This window comes from Marinifilum sp. (assembly GCF_965230805.1).
Classification (GTDB): Bacteria; Bacteroidota; Bacteroidia; order Bacteroidales; family Marinifilaceae; genus Marinifilum.
This window is the reverse complement of record NZ_OZ246019.1, coordinates 2,640,089-2,662,173: the sequence shown is the minus strand read 5'-3', so window position 1 is coordinate 2,662,173 and position 22,085 is coordinate 2,640,089. Positions and strand designations below refer to the sequence as shown.

At 34.4% G+C, this 22,085-nt stretch carries 13 protein-coding genes and 1 pseudogene; 5 read left to right on the top strand and 9 right to left on the bottom strand.

What is annotated here, in order from left to right:
• Window positions 1-207 precede the first annotated feature (207 nt).
• From ACO05S_RS10615 to ACO05S_RS10600, 4 genes are read right to left on the bottom strand one after another with little or no spacing between them, the layout of a single operon-like run.
• Window positions 208-1,362: a DNA cytosine methyltransferase gene (locus ACO05S_RS10615; protein ID WP_421917988.1), complete on the bottom strand. Its 1,155-nt coding sequence runs from the start codon at window positions 1,360-1,362 to the stop codon at window positions 208-210.
• Window positions 1,341-3,506, bottom strand: a complete 2,166-nt coding sequence (locus ACO05S_RS10610) for a hypothetical protein (RefSeq protein WP_421917987.1) — start codon at window positions 3,504-3,506, stop codon at window positions 1,341-1,343. The genes ACO05S_RS10615 and ACO05S_RS10610 overlap by 22 nt, the downstream gene beginning before the upstream one ends.
• A gap of 2 nt (window positions 3,507-3,508) precedes the next feature.
• Window positions 3,509-6,115, bottom strand: coding sequence for an ATP-binding protein (locus tag ACO05S_RS10605; protein WP_421917986.1), 2,607 nt, complete (start codon window positions 6,113-6,115; stop codon window positions 3,509-3,511).
• Between the two features lie 15 nt (window positions 6,116-6,130).
• Window positions 6,131-6,895, bottom strand: a complete 765-nt coding sequence (locus ACO05S_RS10600; RefSeq protein ID WP_421917985.1) for an HNH endonuclease — start codon at window positions 6,893-6,895, stop codon at window positions 6,131-6,133.
• 1,066 nt (window positions 6,896-7,961) lie between these two features.
• Between ACO05S_RS10600 and ACO05S_RS10595 the strand changes: the two genes are divergently transcribed.
• Window positions 7,962-8,681 (top strand): hypothetical protein, encoded by a 720-nt coding sequence (locus ACO05S_RS10595; RefSeq protein WP_421917984.1) that lies wholly within the window; start codon window positions 7,962-7,964, stop codon window positions 8,679-8,681.
• A gap of 399 nt (window positions 8,682-9,080) precedes the next feature.
• Here ACO05S_RS10595 and ACO05S_RS10590 read toward each other — a convergent pair whose 3' ends face one another.
• The 3 genes and pseudogenes from ACO05S_RS10590 to ACO05S_RS10580 form a co-directional block, all read right to left on the bottom strand.
• Window positions 9,081-10,424: a sensor histidine kinase gene (locus tag ACO05S_RS10590; protein WP_421917983.1), complete on the bottom strand. Its 1,344-nt coding sequence runs from the start codon at window positions 10,422-10,424 to the stop codon at window positions 9,081-9,083.
• A complete protein-coding gene (locus tag ACO05S_RS10585; RefSeq protein WP_421921285.1) occupies window positions 10,414-10,536 on the bottom strand; it encodes a helix-turn-helix domain-containing protein in 123 nt (40 codons plus the stop codon). The genes ACO05S_RS10590 and ACO05S_RS10585 overlap by 11 nt, the downstream gene beginning before the upstream one ends.
• A gap of 288 nt (window positions 10,537-10,824) precedes the next feature.
• Window positions 10,825-11,775, bottom strand: a pseudogene (locus tag ACO05S_RS10580) (sigma-54-dependent transcriptional regulator); the annotation flags it as partial.
• 210 nt (window positions 11,776-11,985) lie between these two features.
• On the opposite strand from ACO05S_RS10580, the gene ACO05S_RS10575 reads away from it, so the two are divergent.
• From ACO05S_RS10575 to ACO05S_RS10560, 4 genes are all read left to right on the top strand, one after another.
• Window positions 11,986-12,678 (top strand): ABC transporter ATP-binding protein, encoded by a 693-nt coding sequence (locus ACO05S_RS10575; protein WP_421917982.1) that lies wholly within the window; start codon window positions 11,986-11,988, stop codon window positions 12,676-12,678.
• Window positions 12,679-12,821: 143 nt separating this feature from the next.
• Entirely contained in the window at window positions 12,822-15,164 is a 2,343-nt protein-coding gene (locus ACO05S_RS10570) for an ABC transporter permease (protein WP_421917981.1), read from the top strand.
• Window positions 15,165-15,214: 50 nt separating this feature from the next.
• Complete coding sequence (locus ACO05S_RS10565) at window positions 15,215-17,575, top strand: ABC transporter permease (RefSeq protein ID WP_421917980.1); 2,361 nt, start codon at window positions 15,215-15,217, stop codon at window positions 17,573-17,575.
• A gap of 20 nt (window positions 17,576-17,595) precedes the next feature.
• Window positions 17,596-19,947 (top strand): ABC transporter permease, encoded by a 2,352-nt coding sequence (locus tag ACO05S_RS10560; RefSeq protein WP_421917979.1) that lies wholly within the window; start codon window positions 17,596-17,598, stop codon window positions 19,945-19,947.
• Between the two features lie 98 nt (window positions 19,948-20,045).
• Here ACO05S_RS10560 and ACO05S_RS10555 read toward each other — a convergent pair whose 3' ends face one another.
• Complete coding sequence (locus tag ACO05S_RS10555) at window positions 20,046-20,567, bottom strand: GNAT family N-acetyltransferase (protein WP_421917978.1); 522 nt, start codon at window positions 20,565-20,567, stop codon at window positions 20,046-20,048.
• 245 nt (window positions 20,568-20,812) lie between these two features.
• On the bottom strand, window positions 20,813-22,003 hold the full coding sequence (locus ACO05S_RS10550; RefSeq protein ID WP_421921284.1) for a trans-sulfuration enzyme family protein: 1,191 nt from the start codon (window positions 22,001-22,003) through the stop codon (window positions 20,813-20,815).
• Window positions 22,004-22,085: the final 82 nt, after the last annotated feature.

Genomic DNA, 22,085 nt, shown 5'->3' with positions numbered 1-22,085 from the left:
TACCCGATTAGAAGATAAAGCGGATTTGGTGGTGTTTAAATTGAGCTTTTAAATGTTTCTCGCAGATATCGCAAATCTATTCGCTGATTTACGCAGAAAATAAACAGTGAATACTATTAAAGGTCTTAGATTTTATAGGGAAGGGCAAGTTTTGGCTTGCCCTTTGGTTTTTGTGTAATGATAAGAAAAGCCCCGTTTGGGGACTAATTATCTTAACCTTTCATAAATATTGAGTGTTCTTCTTATTTCCCTTGCAATTAATTCTGCTTTCCTTACGGGCACTCCATTTCCTATTAATTTAAATTTATGCGTCAAAGGAACAGAACTAGGAAGTACATATTCATCAGGCACAGATTGTAATCTTAGAGCTTCCCTAACAGACAATCTCCGTGGAAGCGTCGGGTGTAGATGTACTTCATTATTTCCATATGCTACGGTTGGACTAAATCTATACCTGTGAAGCCTTTTAAATGATTTTCTGTTCGTATCACCCTCTTCTATAAATTGAAATTTATTTGATTTAGGGATAAAGTGTTCATTTTGATTTGGATCATCATTTTTAATTGACTTAAATACTTCCTCCACAAATAAACAACGATATTCCTTCGGTATTAACTCTATTTCATCTTCTATAATATCAGAGCCAAATTTCCATTTTTTAGGCCAAATCAAAGATTTAGGTTCAATTAAATTACCTTTAGGAAATCTAAACACTAATTGATCAGAATAATAATCATCTCTAATTTTCCTCCTATAACCATTTGCTTCTAAGATCTCAACTATTTCTCTTTTAAAGCCTACTAAAGCTATTCGTGGACGATCTTGAGGTATACCGTATTCAAGAGAATTCAAAACTTTATACCATACACAATATCCATAGCTTTTTAGTCTTCTTAATAATGAATCAAAACCAATTTTGTGCCTCCTTGTTTTGATTAGACCTTCTACGTTTTCAAAAAAGATAAAGCTAGGACGAACCTTATTCACAATATTTGAATAAGCAAAAATTAACTTTCCTCTCTCTCCATCCATACCAAGGTTAGACCCTCCAATTGAAAAATCTTGACAAGGAGGACCACCTATTATGCCCGAAATACCATGAAATTCATTACGTAATTCATTTTGAATATTTGCGGATGAAAGATCTGCTGCTTGTGTTATCGGATTATGGAAAGAGATTTTACTCTTTACAAAGAAATTTTCAGATTTCTCAAAGTAAGAATTCAAACTAGCATTATAGGCATCAATAAATGGTTCATGAATTTCATGCGCTCTTTCAATTTTAAAGCCATTATTTATGAAACCTAAATCAAGAAATCCGCCTCCTGAAAAAAGTGATATTATTTTGTTTGATCTTGACATTCTCCAACTTGTAATATTCCGCCGTCAAGTTTAATGATTTTATTTTCTTCTTCAACTATTATCCCCCCATTAATATTTGCAATATTTATTCTATTCGGCAAAATGGTTTCTCCTTCTTCAGTCTTAAGTTCTTGACTTTTTAACTTCAAATCACTACAAGTTATTCGGGATTTCCTATGCGGTAAATTCTTAACATGATTATAGTACGCTAGCTCCAATCTAAGCTTATCATCAGACTGAATTAGTTTATATTTTTTAGATTCCTCTATTTTAATTTCCTCTGGAAGATCTAAAAAACCTAAGACATTAAAATCTCCATAAATCTTAGAAGTCAGCTCATCTAATTTAATGAACCTATTTCCTTTTGATTCCCATAAGTTTATATCATATGCCCTTTCTAAATGATTCGAAGGGTAACTGACATATATTTTTTTCAGAACAGCTATTTCAGCTGCTGGAAATAAATTATTTAAGCCTACTCTACTCTTAAACTTACTATATTCATTGTATAAGGAGGAAAGGAACTCACCTTTAATTCTACAAACTCGATTTGCTGACCAATTAAATGTTCTACCATCGATAGAACCATTCCATATATTAAAATCATTCAAATGTTGCGTAATAATTTGAGGAATTTCAATATCCTTTACCTCATTTAGCATTCTATTTATGTCATTGTAGTACTCGATTCTATTGCTAGCTAATACATTTGCTACTTCACCACCCAAATCTGTATTTATTTCAATAGATGACTTGCCATCATTGTTATAAGAGCAAAGATCTAAAACCACATAATCACACGTCTTAATATCATTAAACTTCACAGAAATAGAACCAAATATTCCTTCCGATTTAAAATAATTTAATCTAACTACACTCTCGCTTTCATTAACATCTATTACATATTTATTCTCTAAAATCCCTTCTCTAAATTTAATCCTTACAAGATCTGCATTTTTAAGTTTTCGCTTATTATTTGAAGCTCGTAATGAAACATCGCAAGATTGAGCCATCAGAACGTAATATTCATCTTCAATTTTAAAAACATCACCATTACCAATTGGAGAGTATTTTTTATTAATTGAATAATCAAAAATCTCAAAACAATTTAATTGCTTAAGGTCTTCGCTAATATCTTCCAAACCCATATGATTTTGAAAAGCATTAGTATTAATACTATTGGCCATTAAAAAATCATGCTTAAAAGTTTGATTTATTTTATTTGATAATTTAAATGTATGGGCAAGATTGAACGAATCTAAAATTGCATCAAACGAAGAAATTCCTTCATTCTTTGATTGATATATAATTTTAGCAATGTTGTTAGAGTTTCCCAAAACAAGTTTAAAGGCTTCATCAATAGCTTCTCTTGATTTATTCTTTACTCCATTAAACATAGACACATAAGCACTTTGAGCTAAAGTAGAAACCAATTCCGCTTCAATATCATTTGATCCCTTCTCAATTTCGGTTATAAAATAGTCTTTTGCTTCTATTTTTACGGTTTCTTCAAAATTTGAAGTTAATATTACTGATGAAAAGTGAATGTTATTCTCTGAACAGAATTTGTATAGATCTATTGCAAATGCTTTTCCATCATCTCCACCTTTTAATTTTTTATCTATTATTGCAAGACTCCATCCTCGAGATTCCCTTTTTAATATCTCACAAATTTCCTTAAAATTACCTGTTGAGTCAAATATTGTCAACCCCAACTCTTTCTTATACAATATATCTCCTACAATCTTCTCATATTCACCACCAAACCCAGCAACTCCATGTTTTTTAAAAACATTTTTATATTTTGAATATTCCTTTTCTAATAATGAAACATACTTTAAAACTTGTTCATATTCCGGAAGCCCATTCTTCTCAAAAAAGCGGCATAACTCCATATTTAATAGGAGCTCTCTACTAGTTTCATCATCACAATATTTGTCTGTTAGATATTTAAGTTCTATCAAACCTTCAGCAATATTACCTAGCTCAAACAACAACAGATTACCTATAATCTTATTTGTTGTTTCAGAATTGCTCAAACAAAATTTTGTTAATGCCTCTTCAACTTGTTCAATACACGCAATACTATCTTCAATAATTATTAGGCTTTCAATATTAAAATCATTAACTACTTCGTGTATCATTCTTATTTTTTTAGAGAGTTAAATTCTATTTCAAAAATGTACCTATTCCCATACTCATTAACATCATCCGTTAGGCGTATTTTAGAATCAAATGAATCCAAAAAATTACTAACAATGTATAACCCCATTCCTCTACCATTAGACTTTTTACCTGATTGTAATGGTTGAAATAGTGTGTATTGAAAAGCTTCCAACACTCCTGTGCCAGAATCTAATATTTGAATAGTATTTCCATCCTTTTTTCTAACTTCAATAAAATCTTCTCCTTCTCTTTGATATGTTGAATCTAACATAGCTTGACGCTGTCTGTAACCAATCCAATAAATTGAATTTTCAATTAGGTTATAAAAAATATGAACTAAAGATCCTTTAGGTACTAACACCTCTAAATCTGCAAAATCAACTCTTAATTCTATATCATTTTCCTCTAATCTTTCTGAATACCTATCCAAAATACTATTCTGAAGAAAACTCTTAATATTTTCAGAGACAAACTCATCCATTGTTCCTTTATACAAGAAAGTTTTCTCTAAAAATTTATAGAACAATTCTATTTCAATGAATTTCTTATTCATTGAATTGTACTTATTTTCTATTGGCTTTAGATTCTGTTTATTTAAGTCGTACGCTTCTGTATCTAACAAATAATCCTTTAATCCTTTGAACTTATCTTTATAATCACCATCACTAGCTTGGTCTTGCATAAGCGAATGGAACTCATGCGTAATTGTTTCTGTAATCAAACCATTAGCCATTAATTTATAGTTATTATATGCATCAACTTTTATCCTGTTTTGCTCTTCTCGAGCAATAGCTAAAATTTTGTCAATATCCTTAAGAGATTGAACAGATGCATTCATAGTATCAGAAAAGGAAGATGACATGGTATTTATCTCCTTTATAATTCTTTTTGCTGCATCAATTTTATCTGGAGTATCCAACTCCTTATTTTTTTCTAAAACTTTAAATGTTGCTTCAAATGCTTTTAATCCCTTTTTAGCAGCAACTAATTGTTCAGAGATTTGATTTGATGCTTCTTGAACTTCCTTTTCCTTTGACTTTGGAATTAATCCTTTTTCCTCAAGTATCTGTTTTGTAATTAGCGAAGCAGTTCGAGAAAATTCATAAAACATGTCATTGAAGATGAAGTCTAACATTATTTGGAGTGCCTGTGTTACCTCATTCTCATTAAGATGTTCCCTAGAACTGGTTTCTGTTATATACTTTTGTTTAGGGTCATTTACAGAAACATATCCAATTACATTACCTATATCAAATCTAAAAAACTGTTGTCCTTTTGTCCTTTTCTGTTGCAATTCTAACCAGTCATTATCTTTATTTCCTAATGTTGCAATTCTATGTTTATTCCTAAAAAGTTTTATTCCATTATGTGATTCTAATAGTTCCGGTAAACCAATTGACTTATTATCCCTATTCGCTAAATAATTATTCTCTATTGCAGATCTTATGGCCATTCCTCTTAAAGCTGCATCCCGTTTAAAGGAATATACTTTACCCATCACAGGTATTAAATTTCTAAGTTGCTCAATAAAATCAATTTCATTTTTACATTTTTTATTAAGTCGAATGTTTAAATCATTTAAAGAATATTCAAGACACAAGTTCTTTTTATACCTTTCCTTTAAAGGCTTCAAAATATCCATTGAATAAAACGTATGATCTTTCACATAACTACTAATCAACAACTTTTCTTTAATCCAACTTCTATGTAATCTCTCAATAAACCATGGTTTAACTTTCATTTCCATTTTTAAGACAACATCATTATCCTTCTCTTCAAGTGTAAAAGAGTGAATTGATTCTGCAACATCTAGTGCTGTTGTATTAAATTTAGATGATACTATTTTATCATTATAAAAAAACTTGAGGTTTAAAAGTGACTTTTCTTTTTCAAATGGTGAGTATAAAAAGCTTATTGTAGATTGAAGAGAAGGAGTAATTTTTAATATTTTGAATCTAGCTCCTACTGGATTTTCCCAAATATCTTTTTCCTGCTGTATTAATTCTTCAAAAAAATTATCAAAGGTTATCTTTTTGTCAGTGTCCGAAATTAACCAAAGCCTAGTGAAGGATCTATTATTAATATTTTTATAGGTGAATTCTGGTGCATCAAACTGCCTGTCTGAAATAAATTTTTCCCAATCTACTTGAACCAAATTAACATCTCCATTACCATCTGATGTTTCAATCCAAAGAATCGGTGCTATTTTTTGAGCGGATAAACGTCCAATCCCTTTTTGTCCTAGGAAAACCTTATTATTTTCATTTATCTGATCAAACTTAGAGGTAGTTCCAACTTCAAAAAAAGCATTCTTTAATCTAAAATAATCCATTCCTTCACCATCATCTTCAATAACCATTAAATTTTGAAATGAAGACTCTATTAGCAACTCCTCTACCTTCCCGAAGAATGGCACTAAAAATTTCTTTGGGTTCAAGTCTTCGATACTATCAAAGAAATGGATTGTAACATTTTCAGCCTTAGCATCATAAGAGTTTTTAATTAACTCTGAAATTGCAATTTCATCCTTCGTAATTAATTCAGTACCTAATTGTTTTAGAATTCTAGGATTGTATGTTAGTTTCATAATATAGATTTTTTACTAAAATAACTTAATTCTATGCCACTCCAAAAACTCCCTCTTCGGCAACCATTTATCGGGCAAGAGCATTTCCTGTCCTTCCAGTTTTCCGAAATGGGTTTGGTAGTATGTTTTGGTGCAGTGTTCTTTCAGCTTTGTTGAGAGGATAAGTCGGTAATCCTCATCGAAACTTATTAGGTGTTGGTCGAAAGCCTTGTCGTAGAGTGCCGAAAGGCAAATGCCATTTTCGGGGTTCAGGCGTTCGGCCTTGTTTTGTGCCCATGGTAAAATGTGGCTGGCTATTAATAGCTGTGGCAGGTCAATGCCTGTTACCGCACATTTGCTTTGGTAGTTGGTAAGGATCATCTGGCGGAAAAAGTTTTGGTTTACTCGCGTTTTCACATATCGTTCTTTGGTTTCTCCTACCAAATTGTTTGCTTCTGGCAATTCTGTTTCGTACTTCATTTCGAGGCTTCTTCCTTCTCGTTCGGCCAGTATCTTTTCGCTTTGGTATATTAAGCCTTCTCTGTCGTTCTGGAATTTTTCGAAAATCTCCTCGGTTGCTTTGCCTGCATTGGCATGTCCTTTTTTACCTGCCCTTTTTACCGCAGGGTCTAAACTCGCCAAATTTGATAACTTAAAACTTACAGCACCTGGAGTTCTTCCAATAATATTGGCCAGCTCAATAATTTGGAGATTGCTTGGAGTTATCTTTCGATACTCAGTTTTTAAATAGAGGTTAAAAGCAAGAATGAGTTCTTCCTCACTCCAGTTAGGGCTACGCATAAGTAATAGTCTTTGTTTTTTGCTTATGTAAAAATAGAAAAAAACTCAGAACAAATAAATATTGTCGGGAATAATCCTATTTCAAAAGAATGTTACTACTGCTGGTAAACTCTAATTTTCGTAATCGGCTAAATAAAAATACTCGAAAGTCCTTTTATGTTTGCAGGTGTAATCTCACCTTCCGTTCATGCACATCTGCCATAATCCATCATCTTTCTGCGGACAAGTTACAAAATTTCGTAAATCGGTACTTCTAACTTATCATTGGTAAGTAGTCCTTTGAGAATTGTTGCCAATGATCCACACTTTTCCGCTGTCTGCCAACAGCTTGCGTTTGCCGACAAACCATAGGGAAGCGACGACAAGCCTTAGGGAAGTGGCGACAAGAGATAGGGAAGTGGCGACAAGCCATAGGGAAGTAACAACAAGAGATAAAAAAATGGCGACAAGAGATAAAAGCATTGCGACATGAGATTTAGGGATTGCGACAAGAGATGGGGAAATTGCGACAAGAGATAGGGAAACGGCGCCTAGCCTTAGGGATGTGACAACATTTTACACGCATAAATGGCAGATTCTGTTTATTAAAGCGTGCCTGGTGAAAGAGATTGTGTACATTAAAATGTATCGAGCCAATTGTCTCAAACTTTGTGCATCTGTTGTTTTAAGCCAAGCGCATCATCTTAAATTTTGTAGTAGTTACTTTTGGCTCGTGCATTTCTTCTTTTGGCTTGTACGCTCCATCTATTTAAAGGCGTGTTTTTAGTGAAAAGATGCTAGTAAAATGTATCGAATAATCAAGAATCATAACAAACTATCCGCAAGCATCCATTAAAACAGATGATTATCTATACATTAATAAGCGCTCCTATATTTCACATAGTTATTATAAATAAGCATCATGATCTTGATAAGAAAAATCTATATGCACTAAAAACATAGCAATAACAGGAGCTAGAAGTGTTTTAACAAATTTAAACATATCTTTTTGTTGCCTTTTTGTTGCATTTTCAGAACAAAGGTATTACTTTCAATTCCGAAAAACATAAAACAAAAAACTATGAATATGAGCCAAACAAGAGCCTACAGCGGTAGTGATGCTAATTTCATTATTTTTTCGGGACACAGAATTACAATTCTTAAAGAAAAACACACCGATTTTGAATCATTCTCACCGCATTTTACTCCAGAAACTTTTAGCGAGTTGGAAAACATCTTCGAAACAGCCAGTAATATCCCTTCGGACAATACCTATATCGACATTCAGGCCAAGTCTACCGAGGATGTAATGAAGCAGGTAAATGTTTGTGGCAAGCTTTTTCAGAGAAGCAAGTTCGATATCGAAATGGCATTTCCGAATGATAAAAAAATATGGAATCAGTTTGGTTTTAATGACTATGAAGAGGCTCGTCGCAATCCCAAGCTGATGTATATGTTTCTTACCGATTTTCACATGATCGCAAATAAATACAAAGCAACTTTAACCGCCAAAGGGTGGACCGAAGAGCGCTTTAGCAATATTCTTGATCAACGCAACAAGCTAAAAGCTTATATGGATGAACAATCGGATTGTATCTTAAAGCGTAATCGTGCCACCGAAGAACGGATGCTTGCACTGAATAAGCTGTACGAAAAGCTTAGCACGTACTTTAAGGCAGCAAAATCCATTTACGAAGATGATGAAGAATTTTTAAAGTGGTTTAAATTTCCTACTCCCAGTTCGAAAGCAAGCAACGAAAAACCGGAAGACAAGAAAGACGAGTTAACCGACGAAAAGCAGGAATAAGTTATTGTTATCAATATTTAAGGATCGAATCCTCCGAACCATATGGTTTGGGGGATTTTTTTGCCGTATTGTTTGTTACACTTGTATTACTTAAGGTGAGTTCAACATAAAATTCTATCCACAGTAAGTTCTATTTGCGATAGATTTGCATTAAAAATATGGAAAGAATAGCGGGCTATTTTGAGGAATTTTTAATATGAAGATGTCGTAAAGAGAACTTTCCATTATGTGTTTGCCTGCTTTAAGCATAAATTTCCTCAAATCTTCTTGAAATATCCCGATATTCCTTCGAAAATTTGAGAAAATTTCTACTCAAAATCAGATCAAACTGTGAACGAATTTTACCTCGAACTCACGTTACCTATTCCCAAGCATAAGCCCTGAATCACCCTTAGCGCATCACCACCTCAACTTAAACACGGTTTGATTGGGTTTTGAACTGCAGTACAAACTACCCCCATGGGCACGGATAATCTGTCGGGAATAGCTTAAACCTACGCCGCTGCCATTTCTTTTTGTGGTAAAGAACGGAATAAAAATTTCATCGGCTATTTCGGCAGGTATTCCCGGGCCGTTGTCAATAACATTGATCTCGCAAATGGGGCCTTTTTTGTTGCAGTTCACACTTATTTTTGCCCCCTCAGTTTCACCATTAAATGCTTCCTGTGCATTTTTTACCAGGTTAATAATAACTTGAACAATCATCTGTTCGTCGGCAACAAAATCGAATGATCTTTGCGGGCTTTGAATGTTTAATTCTCCTAAGAACTTCTCTTTTATTGGCGAGAGAAGAATACTTAGCCTATCGAAAAACTCAATGGAGTTTACATTTGCCAACATGGGTTTTGGAGGCTTGGATAACATTCGATACGATTTCACAAAATGAATCAGAGCTTCACTCATCTCGCTAATTACTCCCAATCCGTTAACGGTTTTGTCTACTTCTGTTTCCAGATTTTGCGCAATCATCTTCTGGGCTTTCTCTTCCCAAATCCGCTTTAGCGATTGTGCAATGGAAGTGACCGGTGCCAGCGAATTCATAATTTCATGACTCAGTACTCGTATCAGTTTTATCCATGCATCAACCTCTTTGCGTTCCAGTTCTCCACGAATATCCTGTAAAGTAATCAGCTTAATGTCTTCCTTCCCAATACGAATTTCGGAACATGCCGTATTGATTTGTACTCTTTCCTTTGGTGAAGATAATTCGAGCACCTGCTTTTGCTTATTGGATATCTCTATTAAGGAATTGGTGAAGCGGGTATCTAAACGTTTTAACTGACTGATGTGTGTTAAGGTAGGCAAACCCAACAGTTCCAATGCTGCTGAGTTAACATCGGTAATGTGTGTATTTTCCGATAGCACAATTACCCCTGTTGAAATGTTCTGCAATATTTCACCAAAATACTTCTCCTTAATTCTCGATTTGGTTTGCACTTGCTGAAGTATTCCATTTAGTTCGTTTAAACTTCGGTGCAATTCATTAATAATTTTATTGCCTGATTTTTCAGGAAAACGCAGGCTAGTATCTTCGTTTTTAATGGCTTTGATGAAGAAATCTATTTGCTTATGAGTTTTATTTAAGAATCGAAGCAATTCGAATACTTCGGCCAGAATAATCGGAACTAAAAAAGCTAATGAAAGGTAGCTGTTAGTGGCTATGGAATAACCACAGCAAATTGCTGTTGCCAGCAACGCTGCAATACGCAAGAAAAGCGCCATCTTGTAATTTTTATAGCCCATATTTCTTGATTTTATTGTAGAGCGTTTGTCGGGATATTCCCAACTGGCTTGCTACGGCTGATAAATTTCCTGCATGTTTTTCGATGGCCGAGGCAATTAATTGTGCTTCCATATCTTCGAGTGTACCACCAAAGCTGGCCACATTGCTTAAGTCATCGCTCTTAAAAACAAAATCGCCAGCCTTTAGTTGCTTGGTATCGGATAGTATCACTGCTTTCTCGACTGCGTGTTGTAATTCTCTTACATTTCCAGGCCAGGAGTACTCGCTTAGTTTTTCAATAGCCTGATTTGTTAATTGTATTGATTTGCCATATTTGTCGGCATACTTATTCACAAAGAAATCTGCCAGTTCAGGAATATCATCTTTTCTATCGCGCAGGGGTGGCACTTCGATGTGAATGGTATTGATTCGATACAAAAGATCTTCACGAAAATTTCCATCGGCTACCATCTGTTGCAAATTGCCATTGGTAGCACAAATCAATCGCAAATCAACTTTTGTTTGGTGATTATCGCCCACTTTTGTTAGTACCCTGTTCTATATAACAGAAAGTAGCTTTGCCTGCATTGGCATACCAAGGTTTCCTATCTCATCCAAAAACAAGGTTCCATTGTTTGCGGCCTCAATCTTACCCATTCTGTCGGAATGAGCATCGGTAAATGCACCTTTTTTGTGCCCGAACAATTCGCTTTCGAATAAGGATTCGGTAATTGCGCCCATATCCACACTCACCATCACTTTATCCGACCGTTTCGACAGGCGATGAATTTCTCTGGCAATCAATTCCTTTCCTGTGCCATTTTCGCCGGTAATCAATACATTGGCATTGGTATCGGCAACTTTACGAACCATTTTCATTGCCCTTTCCCAACTAGCCGAAGAGCCAATCAAATCTTTATTGGAACCATTAATTTCTTCGATAAGCTGTTTCTCTTTTAATTGCATCTTTTTCAGCTCCTTCTTCGATCGACTCAGTTTGCAAGCCGTATCTACAGTTGCAATCATCTTTTCGTTGTCCCAGGGTTTTAAAACAAAATCGCTTGCACCGGAACGTACGGCTTTAACTGCCAATTCAACATCGCCATAAGCGGTAATCATTACTACGCTTATACGCGGATATTGCTCTAATATCTGGTTTAACCAATAAATTCCCTCATTTCCATTATTGATTCCGGCCGTAAAATTCATATCTAACAATACCACATCGTAATCGTCGGTTTGCATCTCGGTAAAAAGGGTTTTGGGCGAGGATAAACACTTTAGGCTTGCACAGTGTGGGGATAACAACAGATCTAATGCACTTAGTACACTTCTGTTATCGTCGATAATTAAAATATTGGACTTTTTCATGAGTAGAGTGAATGAGTATTACAAATAATCATTTTCCCTCTAAATTAATCAGCTTTTCAAAATACTAGACAAGCGGTGTCTAAATATTTTACACCTTACTTTTGCTCTTGTCTCCATTTATACTGATATATTGCCACTTACAAATAGCGGCACAGAGTTCGCAACCATAAGCAATAAATTGATAAAAATGTTATTTATAAAAAGACGAATATGATTTCTACTAACAAACTTTCGAAAATTTTTAGAACCGATGAGATTGAAACACTTGCATTAAATGATGTTAGCCTTACTATTAGAAGTGGCGAATTTGTAGCCATTATGGGACCTTCGGGTTGTGGCAAGTCTACCCTTTTAAACATACTCGGTCTACTCGATAATCCTTCGGAGGGTGAGTACACTTTTAATACCACAGAAGTATCGAAGCTAAAAGAAGGGCAACGTACCGATTTGCGCAAAGGGAACATTGGTTTTGTGTTTCAATCGTTCAACCTGATTGATGAGCTGAATGTGTTCGAAAATGTTGAAATGCCTTTGGTTTACCAGCGTATTAGCTCGAAAAAGAGAAAAGAAATGGTAAGCAAGGTTTTGGACAGAATGAACATGAGTCATCGTGCAAAACATTATCCTCAGCAACTATCAGGTGGTCAGCAGCAGCGTGTTGCCATTGCCCGTGCAGTTGTTTCAAATCCTGGTTTAATACTTGCCGATGAGCCTACCGGTAATCTGGATTCGAAAAACGGACAAGAGGTTATGGAACTACTAACCGAACTCAACCGTGAAGGAACAACAATTGTAATGGTTACCCACTCCACAAAAGATGCTGGTTATGCTCACCGAATTATCAATTTGTTCGATGGTAAAGTAGTGACTGAAGAGAATTTGGTGGCAGATCAGGTTTTTTAAAAATAATCCCAACATATTTTCACAGGCCTGATGAAATGGATGGCAACTAGGCTGCTAACCGTTTCGTGGCAATCGTGGAGGGCGGCAAGGAGGAATCCTGTTGAGAGTTTGAGGTATGAGTAAAAAAACAATCTAAATCAATAATGATACTATTCAATTTAAAATCGACATTTAGAAATATTGCCAGGAGACCATTATTTTTTATCATTAATATTTTTGGTTTATCGGTAGGAATTGCTTGTGTAACCTTTATTTCTGTTTACATTTTTAATGAAATAGGGTATGATCAATTTCATGATAATGCTGGCAAAATATACCGAATAGAAGGCAAGGTTCAATCACAAAGTCTGCCAATAACACCTGCACCAATGGCAAAATGGTGCGAGGAAAATTTTAATGAAATAGAATCTATCACTCGAATTTTTCATCCCTTTTTTAAAACATACAATTATGTTACCATTGGTAAGCATTCCTTTCGAGTAAAAGAACCATTATTCATAGATCCTGATTTTTTTGACATATTCTCTTTTGATATTCTTCAGGGCAATCCAAAGTCTAATTTTCTGGATAAAAAATCGATTGTTCTTTCTAAAACCTTAGCAGAAAAAATATTTCCAAATGAGGATGCTGTCGGTAAAACAGTAAAGTACAATGGTAAAGAACTTCATACTATAGTTGGAATTATTGAGGATTCCCCATCTAATTCTTCAATCAAGTTTGATGTTTTATTACCATTTGCAAGTTTTGAAATATACAATGGATTTGATCTTGATAATTGGTTCAATTCTGCCTACCATACTATATTACTGAGCAGCTCTAAGCCTAAAATTATTAGCGACAAGATTAATAAGCTAATGAAAAATCAAATTGAGGCTAATGAAATAGATTACAGCTTAACCCTATTTACCGATATTCATTTTTCATCGGAAGCTCAATACGATAAGCTTATTCTTCGAGGAAGCAAAACTCAACTTACTATATTTTTATTGATTGCAATTAGTATTCTTAGTCTGGCCATCTTTAATTTCATAAACATGTCTGTTGCCAGTTCTTCGTTAAAAATGAAAGAAATGGGGATTAGAAAGGTTGAAGGAGCTAGTAAATATACCTTGATAAAAAAATACATTGCCGATTCAGTAGTTATCAGTTTAATATCAACATTAATTGCGACAGTATTCATTGTATTTCTGTTCCCAGAATTTAATCAACTGTTGCAAAACCAAATTCCAATTCAACAAATTTTCAATTTTAAATTTTTTGCTCTTCTATCAATTATCGGATTGATAACTGGTATTATAGCAGGCCTTTATCCCGCTTTAAAATTTACCAGAAAATCAACGCTTGTACTTTTAAAAACAAATCAAACTGGTAGTTCTAATACCAGTAAATGGAAAGGTGGACTTGTTGTTCTTCAGTTTGTTATTTCAGTTTCATTAATTATTACAACCATATTCTTGTACAAACAGATGGTTTTTCTACAAAGCAAAAACCTAGGATTTGATAAAGAACAAATACTGAATATCCCGTTAACAGATAATTTATTGAGCAAAAGAGAAGTCTTGCAACAAGGTTTAAATGATATTCCTGGTGTAATATCTACTTGTTTGTCTGATTGTTTACCTGGCCAGATTTATTCAAACTGGCGCTTTACAATTAATGTGAATGGGGAACAACAAGATATTGATGTAAATCACTGTCAAGTTAGTAGTGAATTTGTTCAAACTCTGGGATTGGAGATTGTAAATGGTAGAAATTTCAAAAACTACTCGGCCGATAAAAACTGCTATCTCGTAAATGAGTCATTTATTAAAAAATTTGGTATAAGCTCTCCTTTTGACATTTGTTTACATGATAATGAAGTGATAGGTATAGTGAAAGATTTTAATTACACCTCATTACATCAAACTATTGAACCATTAGTAATCAAATACTCAAATTATAATAGTCAACTTTCTATTAGACTTGCAAAAAACTCAATTTCTCAAATAGAAAATATCAAACAACAAATCAAAAATGTATTTGTTAATGTTGATCCTGATGTGCATATGGAAGTTCAATTCTTGAATTCCTTACTTGAGAAACAATATCAAAAGGAGCTAAAAGCACTAACATTGGTTAGTTACTTCTCTGTATTGGCAATATTAATTAGCTGTTTGGGATTATTAGCTATCACATTCTTAAGTATTAACAACCGAATAAAAGAAGTTGGTATCAGAAAAGTAAATGGAGCTGGTAAACTGGATATTTTACTGATGCTAAACAAGGACTTTCTGAAATGGGTTATCATCGCTTTTGTGTTAGCATGCCCAATTGTCTATTACGCCATGAACAAATGGCTCCAAAACTTTGCCTACAAAACCGAACTCAGCTGGTGGATATTCGCACTGGCTGGAATCATTGCCATGGGAATTGCCCTGCTAACTGTTTCGTGGCAATCGTGGAGGGCTGCAAGGAGAAATCCTGTTGAGAGTTTGAGGTATGAGTAATTCTAACTGAATGCAAGTTTAGCGCAATAAAATAACTAAGAAAAACACCTATGATTCATCTAAAAAGCAGCCTTAAGTTTATTTTAAGAAAGAGCAACTATTTGTTCATTAACATTTTCGGTTTAAGCATTGGACTATGTGCCTTCCTATTGTTATGCATGTATCTTTATCATGACTATAATTACAATAGATTTAATGATAAGCTGTCAACTATTTATAAAATTAAAGAAGAAGGATCAACACAAACCAAAGGTCTTCTGCTGCCTCGAATATTGGAAGATATTCCTGAAATTAGCAATGGAACCCGAATCTTTAATTGGGATAGCTATCGGATAAGTTATCAGGAGAAAGCTTTTTCTGAAAATGTCCATTGCGTTGATACCGGTTACTTTTCAATTTTCTCATTCCCTTTTGTTCAGGGTTCGCCTACAATAGGAATAAAAAAGAAATACGATGTTGTGATTAGTTCGAAGTTTGCTTATAAATATTTCGGAAAAGAAAGTGCTATCGGCAAAAAACTTAGAATAAACTTCGACAATACATTCCTAACCGTTACTGGAGTGGTAGACATACCAACAAATTCTTCTGAAAAATTTAACATTTCAACTTCCTACGAAACTGGTTATGAAATAAGTCCTAATATGAAAGTAGTTCATGATTGGTATAACACTTTCTCCGCTACATATGTTGTGCTGCCCAATCATTCAGATCAAACGATGGTAGAAGAAAAACTTCAACAAATTGCAACAAAATATTTTTTCCCTGCCGGAAAAGAAAAAAAAGGAATTCAACTGATTCCTTTTAAAGAGTATCATTTTGAGTACGAAACTAAAAAAACACTTTTAATTATATTAGCTGTTATTGCATTAAGTATATTAATTATAGCTTTATTGAATTTTATCAATTTAAACCTTACAAGTTCTTTTGAGCGTATCAATGAAATTGAAATAAAAAAAGCATTAGGAGCTCATAATCATCATATCCTTATACAAGTTTTTGGAGAATCATTATTAATAAGTAGTATTGGGGTAAGCCTTGCATGTATTGGCGTTTACCTTTCTCTTCCTTTCTTTAACGAATCGTTCAATGTAGCTTTGGAATTTCGAAGCCTAAGCAATAAAATATTCGTTACAACTTTACTCCTTATTTGGCTTACAATAGCAATTATTTCAAGCATTGCTCCATATGTATTATTGCGTAAAATATCTTACCACAAAAACTCCAAGTCAATAAAAACAAAATCTAAGCAATCTTCATTTTACAAATACACATTACTAGTTCTACAGTTTACCATTGCTATTGTTTTGATTTCAGGCAGCTTGCTAATGAAAAAACAAATAAATGGAATGATTAATATTGATCCTGGATTCGACAAAGAAAATGTATTGGTAGCTGCAATTGATAACTGGCAATTTAAGGATAAAGAAGATGCATCAAACAGATATCAACAATTGTATGATGAATTAGAAAAAGATGCACTTGTAAAATCTGTTTGTTTCTCCAATAATATTCCTGGATCTTACAGTGAAAACTACAATTCATTCTTTCCTGAAGAGATAATCAATACAGACAATATACATTTTCGAAAGGCATATGTTGGAAAAAAATACTTTGAAACTTATGGGATGAAAATTCTAAATGGTCAAGGATTTAATAAAGATCATTTATACTATAAAGACAAAATAATAGTTAATAAAAAGGCCATGGATATTTTGGGCTATAAAAATGCTAATGAACAAATTTTACACAGCAGCTCTAAAACAGGCAAGGCATTTCAAATCATTGGAACGGTAGACAATTACAGTTATCAAAGCAAACAAAGAGAAAATCAGGCCATGGCTCATTTTTTTAGGGAAAATGAAAATGCCAGCTCTTGGAATTACTTGTCTGTAAGAGCCGTAAAAGGAGCTTCCATCCAAGTAATTGAATTAATGAAAGAAAAATGGAAGAAATTAATCCCGGAAATTACTCCAAACATTCTTTTTGCAAAAGACAAACTAAACGCTCACTACAAAGAACTCAAAAGATTAAATAAGATAATAAGTGGCTTTACACTTCTAGCATTTCTTCTATCATGCTTTGGTCTTATAGCAATAGCATCGTATTCTATTAACCAAAGAACAAAGGAAGTTGGCGTCAGAAAAGTAAACGGAGCCAAAACTTTACAAATAATCGTAATGCTCAACAAAGATTTTCTGAAATGGGTAGCTGTTGCCTTCGTAGTGGCATGCCCAATAGCCTATTACGCCATGAACAAATGGCTACAAAACTTCGCCTACAAAACAGAACTCTCTTGGTGGATTTTTGCCCTGTCAGGAATCATTGCCATAGGAATTGCCCTGCTAACTGTTTCGTGGCAATCGTGGAGAGCTGCAAGGAGAAATCCTGTTGAGAGTTTGAGGTATGAATAATTACAAAATATTGATAAAATATGACCTTTTATAATTTCAAAATAGCACTGCTTAATCTTAAGTCTAAGTCGCTTATTACAATAGGCAGTTTACTTACTCTAATTTTTGGTGGAATTTGCATTGTGCTATTACTTTCCTATGTAGATAATGAACTCTCGATGAACAAGTTTCATAAACGAGAGACAGATATTTACATTGCTGTTTGCAAAGTAACACCTCAAAGCGATTGGCGACCAATTGACCTTAGCCATTTCTTTAATCTCGATTATACCGCTCATCCCGAAGTGGAAAAAGTTGCCAAAGTAGCTCAATTTAAAGAAGGAGATTTTTTAATTAATGCGAACCAAAAAACCTTAGAACCTAGCGGTATTTTTACGGATAGTACATTTTTTGACATATTAGATTTTAACCTAATTATTGGTGATAAAAAGGCGTTTTCTAATCCTGATGCTATTTTTCTTACTGAAGATCTCGCCAGAAAATTTTATGGTGACACAAATCCAATTGGCGAAACTGTTGCTATTTCAGGCAGAAATAGTCAAACTATGACTATTGCCGGGATTCTCGAAAATCCCAAGTCAAACAGTTCTTTAAAATTTAATTTTATAGTTCCTTACAAAGAGAAATATAGTAAAACTGGTGTTGATTTTATCTTATTCAAAAAAGGTGTAGATAAAAAGCCATTTATAGAGAAAATCAAAAATGCAGGAAAAAATCATCATCAGTTTTCAGAAAGTGAGATGAGTGTAATTCCTTTCAGGGATATCTATTTTCAGCATTCAAATAGTCGATTCGAGCATCATTTTTCCAAATCAGGGAATATGAAAAACATTTATATTCTGCTGGCTTGCATTCTGCTATTGTTTATTATTTCCTGTTTGAACTTTTCAAACTTGCAGCTTTTAGGAGTCAACTCAAGTCTCAAGAAAAATGAAATATTCAAAGCAAATGGAGCAAATCAGTTGCACTTATCTGTTTATTTAATCCTTGAAAATATTATTATTTCCATTCTTTCAATCGGCCTAATCCTTCTGGGAGTCTTTATGTTTCTCCCCCATTTTAATCAGGTGATTGAAACCAACTTAGAATTGAGTGAAGATTATATACTATTACTTTCAACTCTGTACGTTACAAGTCAGCTCATAATTGCCTTAATTTTTCCTCTATCTATTATTCGCAGAAATCATTTTAAAAAGAATAAAATGAAAATTATTGGCCAGAAACAGCTTGTGATTTTTCAGTTTATTCTTTTGGTATCTTTTCTGATTTCATCAATTGTAAGTACAAAGCAAATCAATCTACTTCTCAATAAAAATTTAGGCTTTAATTACAGTAATATAATTAAAACCAGAATGTTTTATGAAATCCCATTTATAGAAAACCGAGAAGAATATTTCAAAAAATCGGATGAACGTAAGGATAATCTCAAATACGTAAAAGATCAACTTCAATCTTCTCCACTTATTACTTCGTTTACACAAGGCAATTCACCCATAAATCCTTATGCGGCACCTTGGAAAATTCAGGAAGAAGGGAGCGATTATACCTCACAGGCAATGTTAATCGTAAATCCAATACATGCCAATGTATTCGAATTTAAAGTCGTACAAGGTAGGTTTTTCGATGAAGAGTTAGACAAATCGAGAGAAGACAAAATGGTAATTAATGAAGCTGCCTTAAAGTTTTGGAATGTTAAAGATATTGAAAACACAATACTCAAAAATCGGTATTGGCAAAAAGGAGACTATGAGATTATTGGTGTGATTAAAGATTACCATTTTGAGCATCTTTCTGCAAAACCCAACCCTTTAGTCATGCTCTATTTTTACGATATTGAATCTGATTTTTTCATACGATTAAACGACAAGAATATTCGCGCAGGAATTCAGTATGTCGAAAAATTATTTAAGCAGTTTAATCCTCAAAAAACTTTCGAATACTCTTTTGTTTCTGATCAAATTCAGAAAATGTATGCTGGTGAGAAACGTTTAAGGTTGGTTTATATCATATTTACCATCATTTCTATCCTAATTGCATGTTTGGGACTGTTTACCATTGCACTATTCGACACCAAAAAGAAAACCAAAGAAATTGGCGTAAGAAAAGTAAATGGTGCAAAAAATTATGAAATCATGCGATTGCTAAATAAGGATTTTCTAAAGTTGGTTTTTACCGCATTGATAATTGCTATTCCAATCTCCTACTTCGCCATGAACCAATGGCTCCAAAACTTCGCCTACAAAACAGAACTCAGCTGGTGGATATTCGCACTGGCCGGAATCATTGCCATGGGAATTGCAATGCTCACTGTTTCGTGGCAATCGTGGAGAGCTGCAAGGAGAAATCCGGTGGAGAGTTTACGATATGAATAAAATCTTCATGGATTGTGGTCAATCCCGAATAGGTAATATCAGGTACATTTAGCCTGATTTACCTATTCTATGTAACTGTCCTCTACAAAGAATAACAATCAGTTTTTTGATCGTTTGTACCAGGTAATTTCATCACCTTGATACATGAACTTTCCGTCAAGCTTTAAACCGAGTTTATCAAGTACCCGTTGCGACTTTTCATTACTCACCAAGGTCATGCTGCAAATTTCTTTGATATCCAGTTTTTCGAAAGCATACTCAATGGCTGCTTTGGTAGCTTCGGTAATATAACCTTTGCCCCAGTATTTTCTTAGCAGTCTGAAACGCAGATCGTAATAATTGCTGTTTCCGTTCAGCTCCTCTTTTTCGAGCTTAAACCCAGTCCAGCCCATAAAATTGTGACTTTCCTTATCGATAATGGCCCATCGGCCAATTCCATTCTCCTTGTACTGTCGGATGATATTCTCTATCATCTTTCTGCTCTGATCAATATCACGAATAGGTTTGCTTCCTAAAAACTTATACACTTCCGCATCCGAGTCCATTTCAAACATTTTTTCATCGTCGCTTGGTAATATTTCTCGTAGGTATAGTCGGTCGGTTTCCAATATAATATTCATCTCTGATTTCTTGTTTTTAAGGTTTTACTCAGAGATTTAATCTCGTACAAATCTACCAATTGTGCAAGTTTTTCTTTAAAATGATTCTAATTTAGAAATATGGAACATATCTAAATGCAAAGACACAAAGACACGAAGTGTTTTATTAAATCTTCTCATCTTTGTGTACTCGCAAGCTTTGTCATCAAAATAATCACCCTCCTTTTATGCATGAGAACTTGCATGGCTTGTCCTTATGGTAAATCTTAATTACCAATTGAATCAAGGGCATTTCCAATCCACCCTTTCAATTTCTCAATATTCTCAATACCAACCGATAATCGAATGGTTCCAGGCAATGGATATTTGGCTCCCCAAACAGGTTCAACAGGCAGTAGAATGGTATCCACTTCGCCAAGAGTTGGCACTAAAGGAATGGTCTCTTCTAAGGCGGCTATAAAGCGATTGCATTTTTCACGTTTGTCCTCATCCGACTCTCCTTTAATATCGAATGTTACCATGCCACCAAAGCCTTTATCTCCGAATAAGGCTACAGCTTCGTTTCGTGTTGGATGTGATTCTAAACCTGGGTACAATACTTCTTCTATTTTTGGATGATTTTCTAAGTATTCTGCCAAAGCCAAGGCATTATCACAATGTTGTTTAAAGCGCAAGTCGAAACTTTTTAATTGCGATCCTAATCGGTAGGCATCATCAGGACTTAAAAAGTGTCCTGCCCATTTGCGGTATTCAATGGCTTCTTTCATCAACTCCTCATCGTTACCACATATTACTCCGGCTGTAATGTTACCATGTCCACTCATGTATTTGGTTGCAGAGTGAATCACCAAATCTGCACCATCTATTAATGGCTTCCACAAATAAGGTGTTCCGAATGTATTGTCTACAATAATTTTACAATCGTACTGTTTTGCCAATTCCATGATTCTTTTTACATCAGCCACAATCAACATGGGGTTCGAAACCGCTTCGAAATACAGGAATTCCGGTTTGATTTCCTTTAGCATTCTTTCCAACTCCTCGAAATCATATAGCCCATCATTGGCGTAAAATCGGTGCACATCCAAATTTCTTCGTTTGATTAAAACCGTATCGATAAAAGAATTGGTTCCGCCGTAAATTTCATGAAAGAACAGCCACGGACGGGTATCTTTTCCTTTTTGGAATACCGATACTGCCACATCGATAGCCGCCATTCCTGTTTCTACCAACAAAGCCCAATTGCAACCTTCCAACTCCATGATTTGTTGCTCCACTGCAACTGTGCTTGGATTTCGGTAGCGAGAGTAGATATAGTTCTCTGGCTCGTGCGGATGATCTAACTCTGCCGCAAAAGCTTCCTTTGTAGTTCTCGAATCTTTTAGGTTGAATCCCGCTTCACGGTAAAGCGGTGTGTGATTGGCGTTGATGTTTTTTTTCATGGTATATGAGTGAATGAGTAAATGTGTTAATGAGTGAATTAAACACCCCTCTGGCTATCGCCATCTCCCCTAGAAGGGGAGAATCAAAAGATTAACT

Excerpts from the sequence above, each read along its gene's own strand:
- ACO05S_RS10565 (WP_421917980.1), top strand. The coding sequence starts at position 15,215 with ATGATTCATCTAAAAAGCAGCCTTAAGTTTATTTTAAGAAAGAGCAAC.
- ACO05S_RS10595 (WP_421917984.1), top strand. The coding sequence starts at position 7,962 with ATGAGCCAAACAAGAGCCTACAGCGGTAGTGATGCTAATTTCATTATT.
- ACO05S_RS10590 (WP_421917983.1), bottom strand. The coding sequence starts at position 10,424 with ATGGGCTATAAAAATTACAAGATGGCGCTTTTCTTGCGTATTGCAGCG.
- ACO05S_RS10610 (WP_421917987.1), bottom strand. The coding sequence starts at position 3,506 with ATGATACACGAAGTAGTTAATGATTTTAATATTGAAAGCCTAATAATT.
- ACO05S_RS10605 (WP_421917986.1), bottom strand. The coding sequence starts at position 6,115 with ATGAAACTAACATACAATCCTAGAATTCTAAAACAATTAGGTACTGAA.
- ACO05S_RS10585 (WP_421921285.1), bottom strand. The coding sequence starts at position 10,536 with ATGGAAGCACAATTAATTGCCTCGGCCATCGAAAAACATGCAGGAAAT.
- ACO05S_RS10570 (WP_421917981.1), top strand. The coding sequence starts at position 12,822 with ATGATACTATTCAATTTAAAATCGACATTTAGAAATATTGCCAGGAGA.
- ACO05S_RS10560 (WP_421917979.1), top strand. The coding sequence starts at position 17,596 with ATGACCTTTTATAATTTCAAAATAGCACTGCTTAATCTTAAGTCTAAG.
- ACO05S_RS10615 (WP_421917988.1), bottom strand. The coding sequence starts at position 1,362 with ATGTCAAGATCAAACAAAATAATATCACTTTTTTCAGGAGGCGGATTT.
- ACO05S_RS10575 (WP_421917982.1), top strand. The coding sequence starts at position 11,986 with ATGATTTCTACTAACAAACTTTCGAAAATTTTTAGAACCGATGAGATT.
- ACO05S_RS10555 (WP_421917978.1), bottom strand. The coding sequence starts at position 20,567 with ATGAATATTATATTGGAAACCGACCGACTATACCTACGAGAAATATTA.
- ACO05S_RS10600 (WP_421917985.1), bottom strand. The coding sequence starts at position 6,895 with ATGCGTAGCCCTAACTGGAGTGAGGAAGAACTCATTCTTGCTTTTAAC.